This window comes from Enterococcus haemoperoxidus ATCC BAA-382, assembly GCF_000407165.1.
Lineage (GTDB): Bacteria > Bacillota > Bacilli > Lactobacillales > Enterococcaceae > Enterococcus_L > Enterococcus_L haemoperoxidus.
Map to the genome: position 1 here is coordinate 1,593,300 of NZ_KE136479.1, position 17,772 is coordinate 1,611,071.

At 36.6% G+C, this 17,772-nt stretch carries 18 protein-coding genes, 1 riboswitch and 1 other annotated feature; of the genes, 2 read left to right on the plus strand and 16 right to left on the minus strand.

Features of this window, described 5'->3' with window-relative positions:
- Positions 1-21 precede the first annotated feature (21 nt).
- A complete protein-coding gene (gene purC, locus I583_RS07390) occupies positions 22-738 on the minus strand; it encodes a phosphoribosylaminoimidazolesuccinocarboxamide synthase (RefSeq protein ID WP_010761125.1) in 717 nt (238 codons plus the stop codon).
- A gap of 292 nt (positions 739-1,030) precedes the next feature.
- Here purC and I583_RS07395 point away from each other — a divergent pair, with 292 nt between their 5' ends.
- Positions 1,031-1,417 carry a hypothetical protein gene (locus tag I583_RS07395; RefSeq protein WP_010761124.1) on the plus strand — a complete coding sequence of 129 codons (387 nt, stop codon included), beginning with the start codon at positions 1,031-1,033 and terminating at the stop codon, positions 1,415-1,417.
- Between the two features lie 289 nt (positions 1,418-1,706).
- Here I583_RS07395 and purB read toward each other — a convergent pair whose 3' ends face one another.
- The 9 genes from purB to I583_RS07440 all read right to left on the minus strand — a co-directional run bounded on the left by purB (position 1,707) and on the right by I583_RS07440 (position 9,246).
- Positions 1,707-3,002, minus strand: a complete 1,296-nt coding sequence (gene purB, locus I583_RS07400) for an adenylosuccinate lyase (protein ID WP_010761123.1) — start codon at positions 3,000-3,002, stop codon at positions 1,707-1,709.
- An 18-nt stretch (positions 3,003-3,020) separates the two neighbouring features.
- A complete protein-coding gene (gene purK, locus I583_RS07405) occupies positions 3,021-4,151 on the minus strand; it encodes a 5-(carboxyamino)imidazole ribonucleotide synthase (protein WP_034682811.1) in 1,131 nt (376 codons plus the stop codon).
- A complete protein-coding gene (purE, locus tag I583_RS07410) occupies positions 4,135-4,623 on the minus strand; it encodes a 5-(carboxyamino)imidazole ribonucleotide mutase (protein WP_010761121.1) in 489 nt (162 codons plus the stop codon). Before purE ends, purK begins: the two co-directional genes overlap by 17 nt.
- 152 nt (positions 4,624-4,775) lie before the next feature.
- Positions 4,776-6,074 carry a nucleobase:cation symporter-2 family protein gene (locus I583_RS07415; RefSeq protein WP_034683220.1) on the minus strand — a complete coding sequence of 433 codons (1,299 nt, stop codon included), beginning with the start codon at positions 6,072-6,074 and terminating at the stop codon, positions 4,776-4,778.
- A gap of 32 nt (positions 6,075-6,106) precedes the next feature.
- Positions 6,107-6,688, minus strand: a complete 582-nt coding sequence (locus I583_RS07420) for a xanthine phosphoribosyltransferase (protein WP_010761119.1) — start codon at positions 6,686-6,688, stop codon at positions 6,107-6,109.
- An 82-nt stretch (positions 6,689-6,770) separates the two neighbouring features.
- Positions 6,771-6,868: riboswitch (purine riboswitch) on the minus strand.
- 208 nt (positions 6,869-7,076) lie between these two features.
- The gene (locus I583_RS07425) at positions 7,077-7,760 is read right to left on the minus strand and encodes a beta/alpha barrel domain-containing protein (protein ID WP_010761118.1); all 684 of its coding nucleotides are present in this window, start codon (positions 7,758-7,760) and stop codon (positions 7,077-7,079) included.
- Positions 7,761-7,786: 26 nt separating this feature from the next.
- Entirely contained in the window at positions 7,787-8,410 is a 624-nt protein-coding gene (locus I583_RS07430) for a glycoside hydrolase family 73 protein (protein ID WP_010761117.1), read from the minus strand.
- Positions 8,411-8,503: 93 nt separating this feature from the next.
- Positions 8,504-8,704 (minus strand): hypothetical protein, encoded by a 201-nt coding sequence (locus I583_RS07435; RefSeq protein WP_010761116.1) that lies wholly within the window; start codon positions 8,702-8,704, stop codon positions 8,504-8,506.
- A 20-nt stretch (positions 8,705-8,724) separates the two neighbouring features.
- Positions 8,725-9,246, minus strand: a complete 522-nt coding sequence (locus I583_RS07440; protein ID WP_010761115.1) for a hypothetical protein — start codon at positions 9,244-9,246, stop codon at positions 8,725-8,727.
- A gap of 206 nt (positions 9,247-9,452) precedes the next feature.
- On the opposite strand from I583_RS07440, the gene I583_RS07445 reads away from it, so the two are divergent.
- Complete coding sequence (locus I583_RS07445; RefSeq protein ID WP_010761114.1) at positions 9,453-10,406, plus strand: Gfo/Idh/MocA family protein; 954 nt, start codon at positions 9,453-9,455, stop codon at positions 10,404-10,406.
- Positions 10,407-10,493: 87 nt separating this feature from the next.
- Here I583_RS07445 and argS read toward each other — a convergent pair whose 3' ends face one another.
- The 6 genes from argS to pbp4 form a co-directional block, all read right to left on the minus strand.
- Positions 10,494-12,185, minus strand: coding sequence for an arginine--tRNA ligase (argS, locus tag I583_RS07450; RefSeq protein ID WP_010761113.1), 1,692 nt, complete (start codon positions 12,183-12,185; stop codon positions 10,494-10,496).
- A gap of 185 nt (positions 12,186-12,370) precedes the next feature.
- Positions 12,371-12,577 (minus strand) — a binding site (T-box leader).
- A 66-nt stretch (positions 12,578-12,643) separates the two neighbouring features.
- The gene (tsaD, locus tag I583_RS07455; protein WP_010761112.1) at positions 12,644-13,678 is read right to left on the minus strand and encodes a tRNA (adenosine(37)-N6)-threonylcarbamoyltransferase complex transferase subunit TsaD; all 1,035 of its coding nucleotides are present in this window, start codon (positions 13,676-13,678) and stop codon (positions 12,644-12,646) included.
- A complete protein-coding gene (gene rimI / locus I583_RS07460) occupies positions 13,675-14,139 on the minus strand; it encodes a ribosomal protein S18-alanine N-acetyltransferase (RefSeq protein WP_010761111.1) in 465 nt (154 codons plus the stop codon). Before rimI (I583_RS07460) ends, tsaD begins: the two co-directional genes overlap by 4 nt.
- Positions 14,140-14,143: 4 nt before the next feature.
- Positions 14,144-14,692, minus strand: coding sequence for a ribosomal protein S18-alanine N-acetyltransferase (gene rimI / locus I583_RS07465; protein WP_010761110.1), 549 nt, complete (start codon positions 14,690-14,692; stop codon positions 14,144-14,146).
- Positions 14,676-15,395: a tRNA (adenosine(37)-N6)-threonylcarbamoyltransferase complex dimerization subunit type 1 TsaB gene (gene tsaB, locus I583_RS07470; RefSeq protein ID WP_034683223.1), complete on the minus strand. Its 720-nt coding sequence runs from the start codon at positions 15,393-15,395 to the stop codon at positions 14,676-14,678. The genes rimI (I583_RS07465) and tsaB overlap by 17 nt, the downstream gene beginning before the upstream one ends.
- A gap of 125 nt (positions 15,396-15,520) precedes the next feature.
- Positions 15,521-17,557 carry a penicillin-binding protein PBP4(5) gene (gene pbp4 / locus I583_RS07475; RefSeq protein WP_010761108.1) on the minus strand — a complete coding sequence of 679 codons (2,037 nt, stop codon included), beginning with the start codon at positions 17,555-17,557 and terminating at the stop codon, positions 15,521-15,523.
- Positions 17,558-17,772 lie beyond the last annotated feature (215 nt).

Sequence of the window (17,772 nt, forward strand, 5' to 3'; positions counted from 1 at the left end):
TAAAACAACTCTCCTTTATTTTTAATGGGGTACTTGCTTTAAGCGGTCTAAAACTTCTTGATAAACTGGAATAAGCTCTCCCAAATTTCTGCGATAAACATCTTTATCTAAATGATCATTTGTCTTTTCATCCCATAGACGGCAAGTATCTGGCGTAATTTCATCTGCTAATAATATTGTTCTGTCATTGTTTTTACCAAACTCAATTTTAAAGTCAATCAGGCGGATGCTAACTTTCTTAAATAACTCAATCAACACTTGATTGATCTTATAGGCTTCCTCTTTTATCGTGTCTATTTCTTTCTCAGTTGCAATTTTTAAAATTTTAACATGGTCATCATTGATGATTGGATCGTCAAGGTTATCATCTTTGTAGTAAAATTCTAAAACAGGAAATTCGAGCAATTGTCCTTCTGGGATAGCTAGGCGTTTGGCAAAACTGCCAGCAGAAACATTTCTAACGACAACTTCAAGTGGAATCATCTTCAGCGCCTCTACCAATTGTTCGTGTTTCGATATTTTTTCAATAAAATGATTTTTCACCCCATTTTGCTTAAAATGCTCAAAAATTAGTGATGTGATTTGATTATTTAAGACTGCTTTCCCTTGTACAATATCTTTACGAATGCCGTTTAATGCAGTTGCTTGATCTAAATATACTACTCTTAATATCTTCGGATCATCTGTCGTGTATAATTTTTTAGCTTTTCCCTCATATAATAGTGTATTATCTCTCACTAGTCATGACACTCCTTTTCCGTACATTATAAACACTTAACACCATATTAGTTCGTCTATTCATTTTCAGTTTAACAAGGTCATTACAAACCGTCAACTATTTATTAACAATAATCGCGAAACAACTAAACAATGTTCGTGTTTAATGTTTTTTAAATTATAAATATTAAGAATTCCTGTAAGCATTTACAACTATTAAGAAAAATGGTATGCTGATCGAAACTAGATTTATAGAATATTCACGCTTAAACTTTTTACTACCAGTGATGTTTTTTTAGGAGGGAACACAGGAATGACTAGCGATTACGATAGTTTGGCGCAGGATTTTTTGACAGGATTGATACCTGAAGAAAGAACAAAATTGTATAATGATTTACTAGCATTAGAAGAAGTTCACAAATTAAATCAACATAGTTCTTACTACACATTTAAAAACTTAAAACGAGCTGTTCATCGTCATTCAGAAAGACGTAAACGGACGTTTCGTTATATGAATAGTTTTAATAACGAATTAATTATACATCAAATTCATGAGCAGCATTTTTTCAAAAATAAATATTGTATACACGTTTACTTTAATTCACAAGAATATAATTACCTATTTATTGACTGCTTGCTCTCTGTTTTAAAAGCACCAACCTCTAGACCGATGCGTAACTTCCAAGAAATTTCAATTTGAAAACTAAAACAAACTATAATATAACGAAGAGAATAGCTTGAAACCGGGATGTTGAAGAACAAAATGCTTATATTCTAAATGCTTATTTTGTCTTTCTGAAAAAATGAGTACTGTTACTAATGAAACCGAATGGATCATGATTCCAGAAGAAACAAGCATTTCTGAACCATCAATAATTGAACAAACGTATTTCATTGATCATTATTTTAACAGCTATGTCGAAATATTTTAAACAAAAAAATAGTAGTGAACTCACAAGAAATCGCGAGTTTACTACTATTTTTTTAACTCAGGCTAAGCCCACACGTTCAAAAATAATATCAACATTTTTCAAATGATAATTATAATCAAACGCATCGTCTAATTCTTCTGTCGATAAAATCGAGGTGATTTTTTCATCAGCCTCAAGTAATGGTCTGAACGCTGTTTGATGATCCCAAGCAAAAGCTGTTTTCGGCTGTATCAAATCGTACGCAGCTTCTCTGGTCATACCATGGTCGATCAACTTTAACAAGACACGTTGACTATAAATCAAGCCGTAAGTTGCATCCATATTTCGCTTCATATTTTCAGGAAATACCGTTAAATTTTTTACGATATTAGCAAAACGATTCAGCATATAATCAAGTAAAATAGTTGTGTCTGGAATAATAATTCGTTCCGCTGATGAATGTGAAATGTCACGCTCATGCCACAATGTGACATTTTCGTAGGCTGTCACCATATGACCACGTATCACACGAGCAAGCCCCGTCATATTTTCAGAACCAATTGGATTACGTTTATGCGGCATCGCAGACGAACCTTTTTGACCCTTTGAAAAGAATTCTTCTACTTCTCTAGTTTCTGACTTTTGCAAGCCACGAATTTCTGTCGCAAATTTCTCAATACTAGTTGCAATCAAAGCCATTGCTGATAAGTATTCTGCGTGTAAATCACGAGGCAACACTTGGGTAGAAATTTCTTGTGCTCGAATCCCTAAATGCTCACAAACATATTCTTCAACAAAAGGTGAGATATTCGCAAATGTTCCCACAGCTCCACTGATTTTCCCAGCTTCTACACCTTTCGCCGCATGCTCAAAACGTTCAACATTACGTTTCATTTCAGAATACCATAATGCCAATTTCAACCCAAACGTTGTTGGTTCAGCATGTACACCATGGGTACGCCCCATCATTACTGTATGTTGATGTTCTTTCGCTTTTTCACGAATGATTGCAGTAAACTTCTTTAGATCTTCTCGTAAAATATCATTTGCTTGTTTCAGTAAGTAGCCATAGGCTGTATCAACAACATCTGTGCTAGTCAAACCATAATGAACCCATTTACGCTCTTCACCTAACGTTTCTGATACAGCACGAGTAAACGCAACTACGTCGTGTCTTGTTTCTGCTTCGATTTCTAATATCCGCGCTACATCAAACGACGCATTTTCGCGAATTTTTTGTACATCTTCTTTCGGGATATCACCTAATTCAGCCCATGCTTCGTCTGCTAAGATCTCAACTTCTAACCAAGCGTTGTAGCGGTTTTCATCTGTCCAAATAGCGCCCATTTCAGGTCGTGTATAACGATCGATCATTCGATTATTTGCTCCTTTTTAATCCCAAATATTGGTTTGATAGATTTCTTCTAATGTTTCAAAAATATCTTCTGTTAAAACAGTAATATGGCCCATTTTTCTGCCTTTTTTCGCTTCAGCTTTCCCGTAGTAATGAAAGTGCCAATCTGGTTTTTCAGAAATCAAATCCATTGTCTCATACACTTCATTCCCTATAATATTGACCATTACCGCTTCGGATAAAAGTTCAATATCCGGCAAAGGCCAACCACAAATACCGCGAATATGAGCATCAAATTGACTTGTGGAACACGCTTCAATCGAATAATGTCCTGAATTGTGCGGTCTTGGTGCTAGTTCATTGACATAAATACCACCATCGCTTGTCAGAAACATCTCCACAGCCAAAGTGCCAGCCAAATCAACCGCTTCTGCAATGACACGGGCAATGCGCTGTGCCTCTTCGACCACGTCATCATTCACCCTCGCTGGTGCAATTGTTTCATGCAAAATATTATTTCGATGAATATTTTCAACTACTGGGAAGACCTTAATATCACCCGATCCATTTCCACTCACTAATACCGAAATCTCTTTCTCATACGGGATCCAGGCTTCTAATACGCACGTTCCTTCTCTAAGAATATTCATTGAAGGTGCTAAATCAGAGGTACTATATAGAACAAATTGCCCTTTTCCGTCATATCCGCCACGTGTGGTCTTTAAAACACACGGATAACCAATACCATCGATAGCGTCTTGAATATCTGTCGGACTAACAATTGTCGCAAACGGAGCAATGACTATATTATTTGCTTCTAAGAAAGATTTTTCTAGCAAACGATCTTGAGTAATAGCTAAAAGATCTGTTCCCTGAGGAATATTTACAAAATCTTGAACCTGCACCAATGCTCCAACATCTACATTTTCAAACTCATAGGTTAAAACTTGAGAACGCTTAGCAAGTTCTTCTAACGCTTCTATATCATCGTAATCAGCTAATAAATGCCAATCAGCAACTTGGGCAGCTGGACAATCGACAGTCGGATCCAAAACACCCACACGAAAACCCATCTCTCGTGCACTCAAGGCCATCATCCTGCCTAATTGTCCGCCACCGATAATACCGATCATTTGTCCCGGTAATAAAGGTTTATTCAAGTTCATCACTACTTTCCATCACAGTTTCTTCAAGAAATTTACGCTTAGCGTCTAATTTCCCTGCTAACTCTACATCATACATGGAAAGCATCTGAACTGCAAGTAGTCCGGCGTTCTTGGCACCTGATTCTCCAATTGCGGTCGTCGCAACCGGAACGCCTCCAGGCATTTGAACGATGGACAACAGCGAGTCTAGGCCATTCATTGCTTTCGATTGAATTGGAACACCAATCACCGGTAGCGTTGTTTTAGCCGCAACCATTCCCGGTAAATGTGCTGCACCTCCAGCACCTGCAATAATAACTTTAATCCCACGATCACGCGCTTGTCCAGCAAATTCAAACATATAATCTGGTGTACGATGCGCTGATACTACTTTTTTTTCATAAGAAATGCCAAATTCTTCTAAACTATCACACGCATGCTTCATTGTTGCCCAATCTGATATACTTCCCATAATCACTGAAACCACGATAGTCATAACATTCCCCTTTCTTTATTGTCCATTATATTTTATCAATGGAAATCATAGGTGTCAAAATTAAATCGAATATTATAGTTTTTTTTAATCTTAATGTTCGTATAAAACAAACAAAAAAAGAAAAACCGGGAGAATGTCCGGTTTTTCCGTTTCTACAACTCGGTAGGTTCTTCTTCATCTTTTAAACCATTAATCAATAAATTTAAGATAATCGCAGTTAAACTACTCATAACGATTCCATTACCCGTAAACATTCTCACCGTTTCCGGCATTTGTTGAAATAATGTTGGAAGCATATTAAATCCTAATCCGAAACCAATTGAAATAGCAATGATCAATAAGTTTTTATCATTATTATAATCAACTTTTGATAACATACGCATGCCTTGCACAGCTACCATACCGAACATCACTAACATCCCACCGCCTAAAACAGGTTCTGGAATAATTTGAGCGACCGCACCAACTTTTGGTAACAGACCCAATACAATCAAAAAGAAAGCTGAATAGTAAATTGGTCTTCTTGTTTTAATTCCAGAAAGCTGAACTAAACCAACATTTTGAGAAAAACCAGTATAAGGAAATGTATTGAAAATACCGCCTAAAATGACAGCTAACCCTTCTGCACGATACCCTTTTTTTAGCTCTTCTTCACCGATGTGCTTGCCTGTGATATCACCTAAAGCAAAATAAACACCTGTCGATTCAACCATACTCACGATTGAAATAATAATCATCAACACTATTGAAGAAATATCGAAGGTTGGTGTACCAAAGTAAAAAGGTTGAGGAAAATGGAACCAAGTTGCTTCACCCACTGGCGCTAAGTCAACTTGTCCTAAAATAGCCGCTAAAATAGTGCCGCCAACCAAGCCAACTAACACAGCAATCGACTTTATAAACCCTCTACCCCAAACCTGAATAACAATAATCAAAGCAATTGTTACAAAGGCCAAAAGTAGATTCGTTCCATCACCAAAATTAGCATCTGTTGCCAATCCTCCACCCATTTTTTCAACTGCTACCGGAATCAAGGTCAAACCGATCACAGTAATCACTGTTCCTGTTACTAAAGGTGGAAATAGTTTTTTTATTTTCGAAAAAATACCTGAGACTAGCACAACAAAAATACCTGAGGCAATAATCGAGCCATATATCGCTCCTACACCTTTATCACTACCGATCATGATCAACGGAGCTACCGCTTGAATCGCACAGCCAAGTACTACAGGCAAACCAATACCAAAAAATTTATTGACCGTCAGCTGCAGTAACGTTGCAATTCCGCACATAAAAATATCGATTGAAATCAAATACGTCATTTGCTCTGAATTAAAATTCAAACCAGTTCCTATCAGCAACGGTACAGCTACAGCACCTGCATACATAGCCAATAAATGCTGAAGCCCTAAAACAGCAGCTTTACCATTCTCAGTTTCAGGCTGATTCATCGATCCATTTAGTTCTGTTTTACTTTCCAAGTTTACGCATCCCCCTCAAAAAATTCGACTTCTCCATTTTTCAAGGAAGCAATACGCGCTAACGAAACAACACGCATCCCCATTTCTTCTAATAAATCCCGTCCATCTTGGAAAGACTTTTCAATCACAATCCCAATACCATCAACTTGGGCTCCTGCTTGTTGGCACAATTCAACTAATCCTTTAGCAGCTTGCCCATTGGCTAAAAAGTCATCGATGATCAATACTTTATCTTCACTTGATAAAAATTTTCTTGAAATCGAGATTTGGCTTGTCACTTGCTTAGTAAACGAATAGACAGATGCCGTCAACAACTCCTCATCCATCGTTAAACTTTTCGCTTTACGAGCAAAAATCATCGGTACATCTAATTTTTTTGCAGCAAAAAGAGCGGGTGCAATACCTGATGCTTCTATCGTAACTACTTTAGTAATACCAACCTCTGCGAAAACTTCCGCGAAACGATAGCCGATTGCTTCCATTAAATTAGGGTCCACTTGATGGGTAACAAAGCTATCTACTTTTAAGACGCCTTCCCCCAAAACACGACCATCTTCTTTGATTCGTTGTACTAATTCTTCCATTTCTTCCGACTCCTTCACCAATTTTTCAATGCGTCATTCCTTATAAAACAAAAAAACCTTTTCTGCGTAAGCAAAAAAGGGTCTCAGACACTTTTTCACTTATAGACCAACATTTACGGTGTTGGGTAGAGACGGCCATCCTTATTATGACCATATATAAGCTTCTCGTATTAGTATACAATAGTACAAAACTCTGAAAATTTCAATGAAAAAAAATATTTTTCATTGAAATCTTACAGAGTCTCTTGTCATTTCTATTCATCATTTAACAATCTTTTTCGAGACAAACTCCCTCCATTTTTTGTTAAATACATGGAAATTTCTAATCTCTAAAACGCTTTTTTCATTTTTTGTCATCTATGCTTCACAAAAAAATTCTAGAATTTAATTATACATCATTCTTTTTTTCCAAATTTCTATACTTATCCATTTTATGGCTAAAGAGTTCCCCATTACTTGGTGGTGTATATGTGATTGCATTCGCTCCAGCTTCAATCGTTTCTGTGATGGATGCATCAGTTGGACCCCCCGTTGCAATAATCGGTAATTTGGGATATTTATCACGGAAAAATTTAACTGTCTTAGCAGTCTCTTTCCCTGCACTGATATTGATCATTGTTACACCTGCTGCTATTTTCTCATCGATTGGCGTATGGACAGAAGTTACGGTACTAACTACTGGAATATCAACAACTTCACAAACCATTTCTACTGTTTCAACTGGCGTTGGTCCGTTTAGCACTACGCCAATCGAACCTTGTGCTTCTGCGAATAAACTCATATATGCACAACGTTGTCCTTGAGTTAAGCCACCCCCAACTCCTGAAAAAACAGGAATGTCGGCTGCCTCAATAATACTTTTAGTAATTGCTGGATGAGGTGTAAATGGATAAACAGCAATTACCGCATTGGCATCCGTATTTCTAATAATAGCAATATCTGTTGTAAAAATAATTGATTTGATTTTCTTTCCAAAAATTCGAATTCCACTCGCTTGTGCAATAACTTTCGGCACTTGCACAATATCCTGTTTTAATGGCGTAACAATTTCCGGCACCCACTTTTCATCCATTCAACCCACTCCTTTTGCTTTGTTGATTAATGATCATATTGATTAAGATCATAACTTTCAATTACATGTATCACTTTATCTGCATATGTAGGATCTGTTGCATAACCTGCATCTTGTAAAGCCTGTGCAGCTTGCTTATAATTTTTTGCCAAAAGGACATGTTCGTACAAACGTGGATTCCACGTTACACCATTAACAAATAAACGTGTGTGATCATCCATCGATTCTTCCCATGTGTTATATACTCTAAAGTCTCCTTGAATAACGATCCACTCTTCATTGATATATTCACGAGTTTCTAGGTTGACCTTTTTTTGCTCTCCATATGCTTTGATCCCAAATAAATTATTATATTTCGAGGCCAGAGTACTCTGTCCCCAATTTGATTCCAAAATCCCCTGACCTATGATAATACTAGGTAAAACACCATAAGAAGCTTGTAGTTCTTTAGCGTGAGGACTTATTCTATCAATAAACTGTTCTTTTGATACTTGCTCTTTTTGTTGAGCAGATTCTTCTACTGTTTTTGAACTATCTGACAATACATTTATTGAAAAGATAAATGCCACACCGACAATTAACAAACCCGCAAAAAGCGCTGGTAAATTTGTTTTTCTCATTTTTTTCTTCTTATACCTTGGACTATTCATACATTCCCTACTTTATCTTGTATTCGCTCTTACACTAGATTTAGCCAGCTTTGAGCAATAGCTGATTGATTATATCAGTTTTTTTTCATACAATCAATCAACAGCTGTTGTAGTCGTAGTTGTCGATGTTTTCATTTGTACTTCAGATGTGGTTGTTGTCACAGTTATGCTCGTTTGGTTCGTATCTTCATTAGTATTTTTTGGTTTTTCCTTTGGTGCAGAATGACCGAAAAAAACAAATATCACAGCACCTAAGACTATGATGACGGATAAAATTCCTAAAATTTGTTTCAAAAAAAAACTCCCTTACTTACTTATTCACCAACGTAAGTACCCATCAAATTTTCATTTACCCAATCAAGTAGTTCTACTTTTGATCCTTCTAGTTGTCCCTGTAATCTAGCTGGTAATCGGAACGTTACAATATCGTCAAAGCCCCACTCTCCATAAGAAACCGTTACTTTTAAATCAATAAAAGCTTGCTCCTTTTCTTCACGGCTCGCTTTTGACGGTATCAATTCAGCAATCCCTGCTCCAGACTGTAGCCATTTTTTAGCTATTAATGTTTTTAAACGTTTATATTCTGAAACGGCAATATTTCGTTTTTCCGGAAATAGAATTGTTTGACGCAGTATCTTTTGCGTCAACATCCATTCATAATCAGAAAACAAATTTTTCACTTTTTGCATTTCTTCATTGGTTAAATTGATTCTACCTTTTTTCCAATTATCCCAATTTTCTTTTGTAATTTGGAGATAGTCTGTATAAAAGTGCTCTTCTGTTTCAAATTGCTCTATAATTGCATCAATAAGAATATCTATATACATTTGGTTCATGACTTTCGCCTCCTCTTCTTATTTTACTTAAATTATCCCGAAAATGCATCTCTTTGAATCACTTATTTCTGTATTTTTAAGAAAAATTCAGCCTCTTCCCATAAATAATAAGACAATTTAGTACTTCTGTCCAAAATAATCCATCATTTTGGACTTCTCATGTATAATAAGATTGTTATCTATATACTATTAAGGAGGATTTTTTTATGAAACAGTACAACTGGGGTATTATTGGCCTTGGAGATATTGCAACTAGTTTTGCCGAGAGTTTTCAACAAGAAAATAGTAGGATAACGGCAGTTGCCTCTAGAACGTTAGCGAAAGCAAAAACTTTTGCTGAAGAACACGGTATTCCCGAAGCTTATGGGTCATTTGAAGAACTTTTAGCCAATGAAACAATCGATATCATCTACATCGCTGTTCCGAATCGCCAACATCTCGAACATATTTTAAAAGCTTTAAAAGCAGGGAAACATGTTCTTTGTGAAAAAGCGATTACCATGAATAGCGAAGAACTAGGTGAAGCAATGAAATTAGCCGAGGAAAAGGGCTTGATTTTAGCTGAAGCGATGACTATATTTAACATGCCATTGTATCACGAATTACGAAGTCAAATTGATTCTAACCGTTTCGGTAAATTAAAAATGATTCAAGCACCTTTTGGTAGCTATAAGGATCCAGATCCAACAAATCGTTTCTTTAATCCAGACTTAGCTGGCGGTGCCCTTTTAGATATTGGGACGTATGCAGTTTCCTTTGCCCGCTGGTTCTTTACTGCTCAACCTAAAGTCATTGCGTCTGTCATGCAGCCATTCTCAACTGGAGTAGACGAACAATCGGCGACTATTCTACAAAATGATGCACAAGAAATGGCAACAGTCTCCTTAAGTTTCCAAGCAAAAATGCCTAAGCAAGGTGTTGTTGCTTTCGAAAATGCTTACATTGTGATCAATGAATACCCCAGAGCTGATGAAGCAAAAATATTTTTTAATGATGGTACCATTGAAACAGTTGTATCTGGAAACACTAGTCAAGCGTTAAATTACGAAATCACTAATATGGTTAAAATGATCGAAGGAAACTTACCAAACCGTTCACTTTTTTTAACAAAAGATGTAATTGACCTTCTAGATCAAATGCAGCAACAATGGAATAAATAAAAAATGCCCGTGAAAGCGGGTGTTTTTTATATAAAAATACTGAGACAAAACTTAATAAGCACAGCTTTGTCTCAGTTCATTTACTTGTTACATTTCATTTGGTGCGTGCAAACCAAGTAAACGTATATCTTCTTTAATAATTGTTGCCATCGCATAAACTAATGCCAAACGTGATTCTTTTTGCTCATCTTCAGCCAAAATTTTGACATGCGCATAGTATTTATTAAATGCTTGGGCAACCTGAATCGCATGTTTTGCAATAACAGAAGGTTCATATTTTTCGGCAGCTTGCATCACAATCTCTGGGAATTTTTGTAATAACTTAACCACTTCCCAGCTTTCTTTATCATCTAATGCATACTCTTTTGTCTCATCGATAGTGAAGTCAGCTTTTCTTAAAATACTCATTGCACGAGCATGAGTGTATTGTACATATGGACCTGTTTCGCCTTCAAAACGCACAACTTCTTCTAAAACAAAGTCAAAGTTATTTAAACGATCATTTTTTAGATCGTGGAAAATAACAGAGCCGATCCCTACTTGTCTAGCAACTTCTTCACGATCTGGTAAATCTGGATTTTTCTCCATGATTTGTTTGTTTGCTAACTCGACCGCTTCATTTAACACTTCTTCAAGTAAGACGATTTTTCCTTTACGTGTCGATAGTTTTTTACCACCTTGTGTGATCAAACCAAACGGTATGTGATGCATGTCTTTAGACCAGTCAAACCCCAGCTCATTTAAAACAGCTTTCAATTGTTTGAAGTGATTGCTTTGTTCATTTCCGACAACATAAACTGATTTCGCAAAATCATAGTTACGTTTACGGTAAACAGCAGCAGCCAGGTCACGCGTGATATAAAGAGTTGCACCATCTGATTTTTTGATTAATGCAGGATTTAAATCATACGCAGATAAATCAACGATTTCAGCCCCTTGATTTTCTTGCAATAGATGTTTTTCTTCCAGCATTGTTACGATTTCATCCATTTTATCGTTGTAGAAAGCTTCTCCATTGTATGAATCAAAAGAAACTTCCAACATAGAATAAATTTTATCGAATTCTTTTAATGATTCTGTACGGAACCATTGCCATAATTCAGTGGCTTCTTCATCGCCTTCTTCTAATTTTTTAAACCATGCACGAGCTTCTTCTTCTAATTCAGGTTGTGTTTCAGCCTCTTCGTGAAACTGTACATACAAGCGCAACAATTCGGTGATTGGTGCCGTTTTAACCGCTTCTTCTGAACCCCATTTTTTGTAACCTACGATCAATTTGCCAAACTGTGTGCCCCAATCACCCAAATGGTTGATGCGAATCGGCGTATAACCAATTTTTTCAAGAATAAAAGCTATAGAATTCCCAATTACCGTTGAACGTAAATGCCCCATTGAAATAGGTTTTGCAATATTTGGAGAAGACATATCGATTGGTACATTCCCTTTATTTCCGATCGAGCTATCTCCGTAGTGCCCTTTTTCTTTGGCGATTTGCCCGATCACTGCTTGACTGACCATTTTTTTATTCATAAAAAAGTTTAAGTAAGGTCCAACTACTTCGATTTTTTCAAAGTCTGTTCCAGTGATTTTTTCGGCTAAATCTGCGGCGATTTGTTGTGGTGCTTTGCGGTAAACTTTAGCTAATGAGAAAGCTGGAAAAGCTACATCACCGTGATCGACAGATTTTGGATTTTCCAATAATTGTGTAACGTTTTCTAAAGATAGGTCTTCTTTTACTACATCATAAATGGCTTTTGCTACGATTTCTTTGTTGTTCATAGATATCCTCCTAAGGGTTGATTTTATTGTTTAACAGAAACTTGCTAGGTGATGATTCTTCATCATTTTCTAGCTTAATTATTCTTAGTTTTGGGAAATGATACCATTTTTGCTAATGCGTTGTTTTATTATTCGGGAACATCGATGATGAACAACAAAACAAAAAGTCCCTAGTGTTAAAAAACACCAGAGACGAGATTTTCCCGCGGTACCACTCTAATTGTTCGTACTTTTATAAAGACGAACCCACTTAATCTATTAACGGTAGATAACCGTCTGCCTAAGCAGATTCTCCAAAGTGCGCTTCCTTCATTTAATCATTTTCGGCTTACACCTTCCCGAAATCGCTTGAATAATAGGAAATGAAGTACTCTCTTTATCAATGAATCATTATTAAACTGGGTTCATTATAGCAAATTTTTTTCTCTATGCCTAGTCTTGTCTGTTGATTTTTACGTTTAAATCGTCATAAAGGATAAACTAGGATCCGCATTTAAGCCATAATCAGCAAAATGACCTTTTTCAGCTTCGACAAATGCCGCTGCACCAATCATTGCTGCATTATCTCCACAGAGTTTAAGTGGTGGAACAATGAATGTTACTTCTGGAAGCTCTTTAGCCACTTCACTGCTCAAACGCTCACGCAAGCCTTTATTCGCTGCAACTCCACCCGCCATCACCAATTGTTTGATTGGGTATTCTTTACAGGCTCGAATCGTTTTATCCACTAGTACATCCATAACACTTGCTTGAAAACTTGCAGCCAAATCCTTCACTCTCAATTCTTCACCACGCTGTTCAGCATTATGGACGGTATTGATAAATGAGCTTTTCAACCCGCTAAAACTAAAATCGTAATTGTCCTCTTTGATCATAGCACGAGGAAAATGATACGTATCTTGTCCAAGGTGAGCTAGCTCGTCAATTTCTTTTCCGCTTGGATAGGTTAAACCAAGAACCCGGCCTACCTTATCATACGCTTCGCCGGCTGCATCATCTCTCGTTTCTCCAATAATTTCAAATGAACCTGTTTCTTTCATGTAAACTAATTCCGTATGACCTCCACTCACTAATAATGCCATCAGCGGAAACTGCAGTGGCTCCACAAAATGAGCAGCATAAATGTGCCCAGCCATATGATTGACTGGAATCAATGGCAAGTCATGTGCCCAAGAAAATGCCTTAGCAGCAGAGATGCCGATCAATAAAGCACCAACTAAACCAGGCCCATAAGTAACGCCAACACCACTTAAATCACTTGGTTTTACGTTTGCTTCAACTAATGCATCTTCAATACATAACGTGATTTCTTCTACATGGTGACGGCTGGCAACTTCTGGTACAACTCCGCCAAAACGTTGATGACTTTTCACTTGGGAAGCTACGATATTCGATAAAATTTTAGCACCATCTTCAATAACTGCAACACTTGTTTCGTCACAACTACTTTCGATAGCCAGTATTAATTTTCTTTCTTTATTAAAAAAAGTCATTGTTTCACTTCCTTAACGTTCAAACACATAACGATCCCGTCCTCTTTAGGACGACTGTAATAATTTTTTCGACGGTTGATTGTGTTGAATCCTTTTTTTTCATATAATCTTTGTGCCTTTACATTAGACTCACGAACTTCTAAAAAGGCCTGACAAACTCCTTGCTCAAAAAAACGCTGGATCAATCGATCGATCAATTGACTGCCATATCCTTTTTGCTGAAATTCTTTATGAATCACAACATGGGTAATTTCAGCTTCATCTAAAACTAAATGATAACTGACAAAACCAATCCAATCGCCTTTTTGGATCAAGACAAGATAGTCACTCGCTTTTTGCGCTAAATCATCCCTAAATTGTTTTTCAGACCAAGGCGATCCATGGTTATATGAATGTTCACTGATCAACCAAAGTTTTTCAGCAGATTGTTCAGTTGGTAAATTTTCTTTTGAATAATACATCGCTTCACTCTTCTTTTAAATATAAAATCATTTCTAGTGCATCTTCTTTATCTTCTGTATAATAATCAGGCTTGATGGTATTTGAGACAAATCCAAGTTGTCGATATACACGCTGGGCGTTTTTATTACTGATACGTACCTCTAAAGAAATCGTTTCACAATCGTTGTTTTTGGCAAACTGTCGAACTTCTCTAATCAAGAAACTGCCAATCCCTTTTCCTTGATTTTGCGATGAAACAGCAACATTTGTAATATGAGCATCTTTACCAAAAATACGGCAACCTATAAAACCAATTGTTTTTCCTTCTTTTTGGATAAGTAAGTATAGATGAGGTTCTGATGATTGAAGCTCAACTAAAAAAGCTGTCTTTGTCCAAGGCAATTCTCCAGCATACACTTCTCTTTCGATTGAAAGCAAATCTTTGATATCATCCAGTGTAATCCCACGAACAAAATATTCCTGATCTGAAATTTCTACAGTCTTTTCATCATATGGACGATTCTTAAAAAAAATCCCCAGAATACTATGAAAAAGATTAAATTTTTTCAACATAATTTTCTACCTCAGATGTATGATCTTTTAACCAATTTTCTTCTGCTTCTACTCGTTTTAAATAGTTAGGTAAAAAGTGATGGATATCCACTTCTGGTTGAGCTAATCTGCCAAGTTCTGCTAAGGTTGCACCGTTTGGGATTTGCCATTGGGAGATGTCACAAATTTCAGCATTTGGTATAATTGATTCAATCTGTAAACGAAATTTTTCAACATCTTCTCCAACAAAGTATAAATGATCAAATTCTTTTAACTGCTCCAACCACTCTTCCATCGCAATATGTCGATCCGCAATCACCGCTGTTAAAACACCTTCGACATATTCATAAGCACCAGTATAAACATTATTTCTTCTCGCATCAAAAACTGGAATGATTAGCCCTTTTACCTCAACACAATTTGCGGCCAAGGCTTTTAAACTGGACACACCTACTAATTCTTTCTTTAATGTATAAGCAAGTGTTTTTGCTGTTGTTACACCTATTCTTAAACCTGTATATGAACCTGGACCTTGAGCCACTACAATGCGGTCAAAATCATTTGGGGTCAAGCCAACATCTTTCACTAATTGTGTAATTGCCGGCATCAAGGTCAAGCTATGGTTTCTTTTTACAGTGATTGTATATTGTCCTATTATCTTCTTTTCTTCACAAACAGCAACTGTCAGTGTCTGATTTGAAGTATCGATTGCTAAAATGCGCACAAAAAATCCCTTTCTTTCATCATGTAGTTGGTTAATTGTAGCATATTTTTGTTCGTTCGTAAAAAAACGAGGCATCAAAATAAAAGGGGCAAAAACGCTTGTTGCGCTTGCCCCAACTTTGATCATTACTTGATATTCGCCTCTAAATAATCGATCAATGGTTTACTGATATTGGTCGCTGTATCATTTTTTCTAGAATCTTCCACCATAATCATCGCTTGGAATTTATTATTCGTCCGATCCATCGCTAAAAGGAAACTGTTCTCTTTTCCAACAGTATCTTGTTTATCCTTGATTTCAGCAGTACCAGTTTTTGCTGCTAACGAGAATTCTGGGTTATACATATTGTGAACATACCCAGTCTCATCTTCTACACTGCCAAGTAAATCAGTCACGATTGTGTTTGTGGCATTTGAACTAATAACATTTTCTTTAGTTTTTGTTTCTTTATTCAGTTCAATTTTTGGATAAATCAATTTCCCTTCATTTTGGAACACTGTGTACATTGTCGCTTGTTGGATAGGTGTCACCAGCAACTGTCCTTGCCCGTAACCTGTATCTGCTAGTAAAATTTCAGACTTGAATTTGTCTTCATTGGAAATTTGTGCTGGGTTCATCGGAATGGACAAATCTAATTTTTCACCAAAAATAAATTTGTCTAACCCTTTTCTAAACGTATCTTCTCCCATACGCAAGGTTTGCTCTGCAAAATAGATATTATCAGAATTGACTAAGGCCGTTCTTAAGTTTACTGGGCTTGCTTCTTTTACACGAGTGACAAAATAATCTCCCCATGAAGCATCCTTTTGCCATTTTAAACCGTTGATAGCAATTTCTTCATCAGGTTTTAAAGTGCCGGCATCTAAACCAATTCCACCAGTAATTGTTTTAAAGGTCGAACCTGGCGCATAGCCTGTTGCAAATCGTGCCGTAAATGGTAAATTCTCATTGTTCGCGTATCCGTCATAATCGGCTTGAGAAATTCCATTTGCCATCTTATTTGGATCAAATGATGGCGAACTAGCTGCTGCTAACAAATCTCCCTGTTGTGGATCCATAATGACCGCACTTCCTGGTCGGTTATTAAATATAGCATAGGATTGCGATTGTACATTATTATCAATCGTCAACTGAATTTTTTCGCCGTCTTTTTTATCTACTTTTTGCAAAACACTTTTGACAGCCCCGTTTTCATCAGTAATCGAGATATTCCCACCATCTTGACCTCGAAGTTCTTTATCGTATGCCTGCTCCAATCCAACTTTTCCAATCACACCGTTACTGCTTAGTGTAGAGTCTTTTTCGATATCTTCTGCTGTGATTGTTCCGACATAACCTACTAATTGAGCTGCCGCTTCCTTCAAAGGATAGTAGCGAACAATCGTATCTTGTGAGGCAGCACCTTTCGGCAACGTTGTCACTGGTTCAAAAGAAATCGTCATCGGAACAAACGCATCCGGCTTGACCCAATCTTGTTTAAGTTTTTGTTCAACTTCGTCAACAGAAACTTTAAATTGTTCACTGAACGCTTTAATATTATCTGTTTTTTCTTGCCCTTCACCAAGTTTACCTGGTACTATTCCAACCTGATCAAATGCTTGATTGACCGCAAGTCCTTCGCCTTTACGATCGACGATTTCACCTCTATTGGCCGCATCTATGCCAATAGAAATCTTATCCTGACCTGACATTTCGGGAAAAATCAAATTAGGAGCCCAGTTGATTTTATAATTCTCTCCTGTTTTTTTGATCGTCGTCTTATAGGATAAATCTTTTAAATTACCTAATGGTGTTGTCATTTCTAACTTGTAAGTAAACGTATACTGCCCCTCTTTGTCTTGAATTACGTGGACATCTTTACTTTTAATTCCTTCCGCTTGAATTCCAGAAAAGACTGCTTGGTATTTTTCAACGAGTTTTGTGTTGTCATAACCGCTTTTCTTAACTGATGCTTCATTCAATAACTCAGGAAATTGCTCAAATTCTTGCTTTGAAAAATAATTTAAAAAAGTTTTAGCAGATTTTTCTGCTTTGTTTAACTCTTGCGTTTTCTGCCAAGAACTATAGGCAAAATAACCGCCTCCTATTGCTGCCACTGCAACAACACCACCAAGGGCTAAGAACACTGTTTTATTTGATTTTTTTTTACTTCTTCTTTCCATTTTTCAATCCCCCAACTCTTTAATTCAATCTGTTTTATTTATTATACCCTATCAGTCAAAATCTAAGGTAGAAAAATAAAAGTTTTATCCAAAATATAAAATTTTTGACTACGATCTTCCATTTTTATCCTTCAATTTGGTTTTACAATCAGTCTCTAGCAGTATTTTTCTTACACTTACCTGTGGTATACTATTTTCACATACTACTTTTTTAT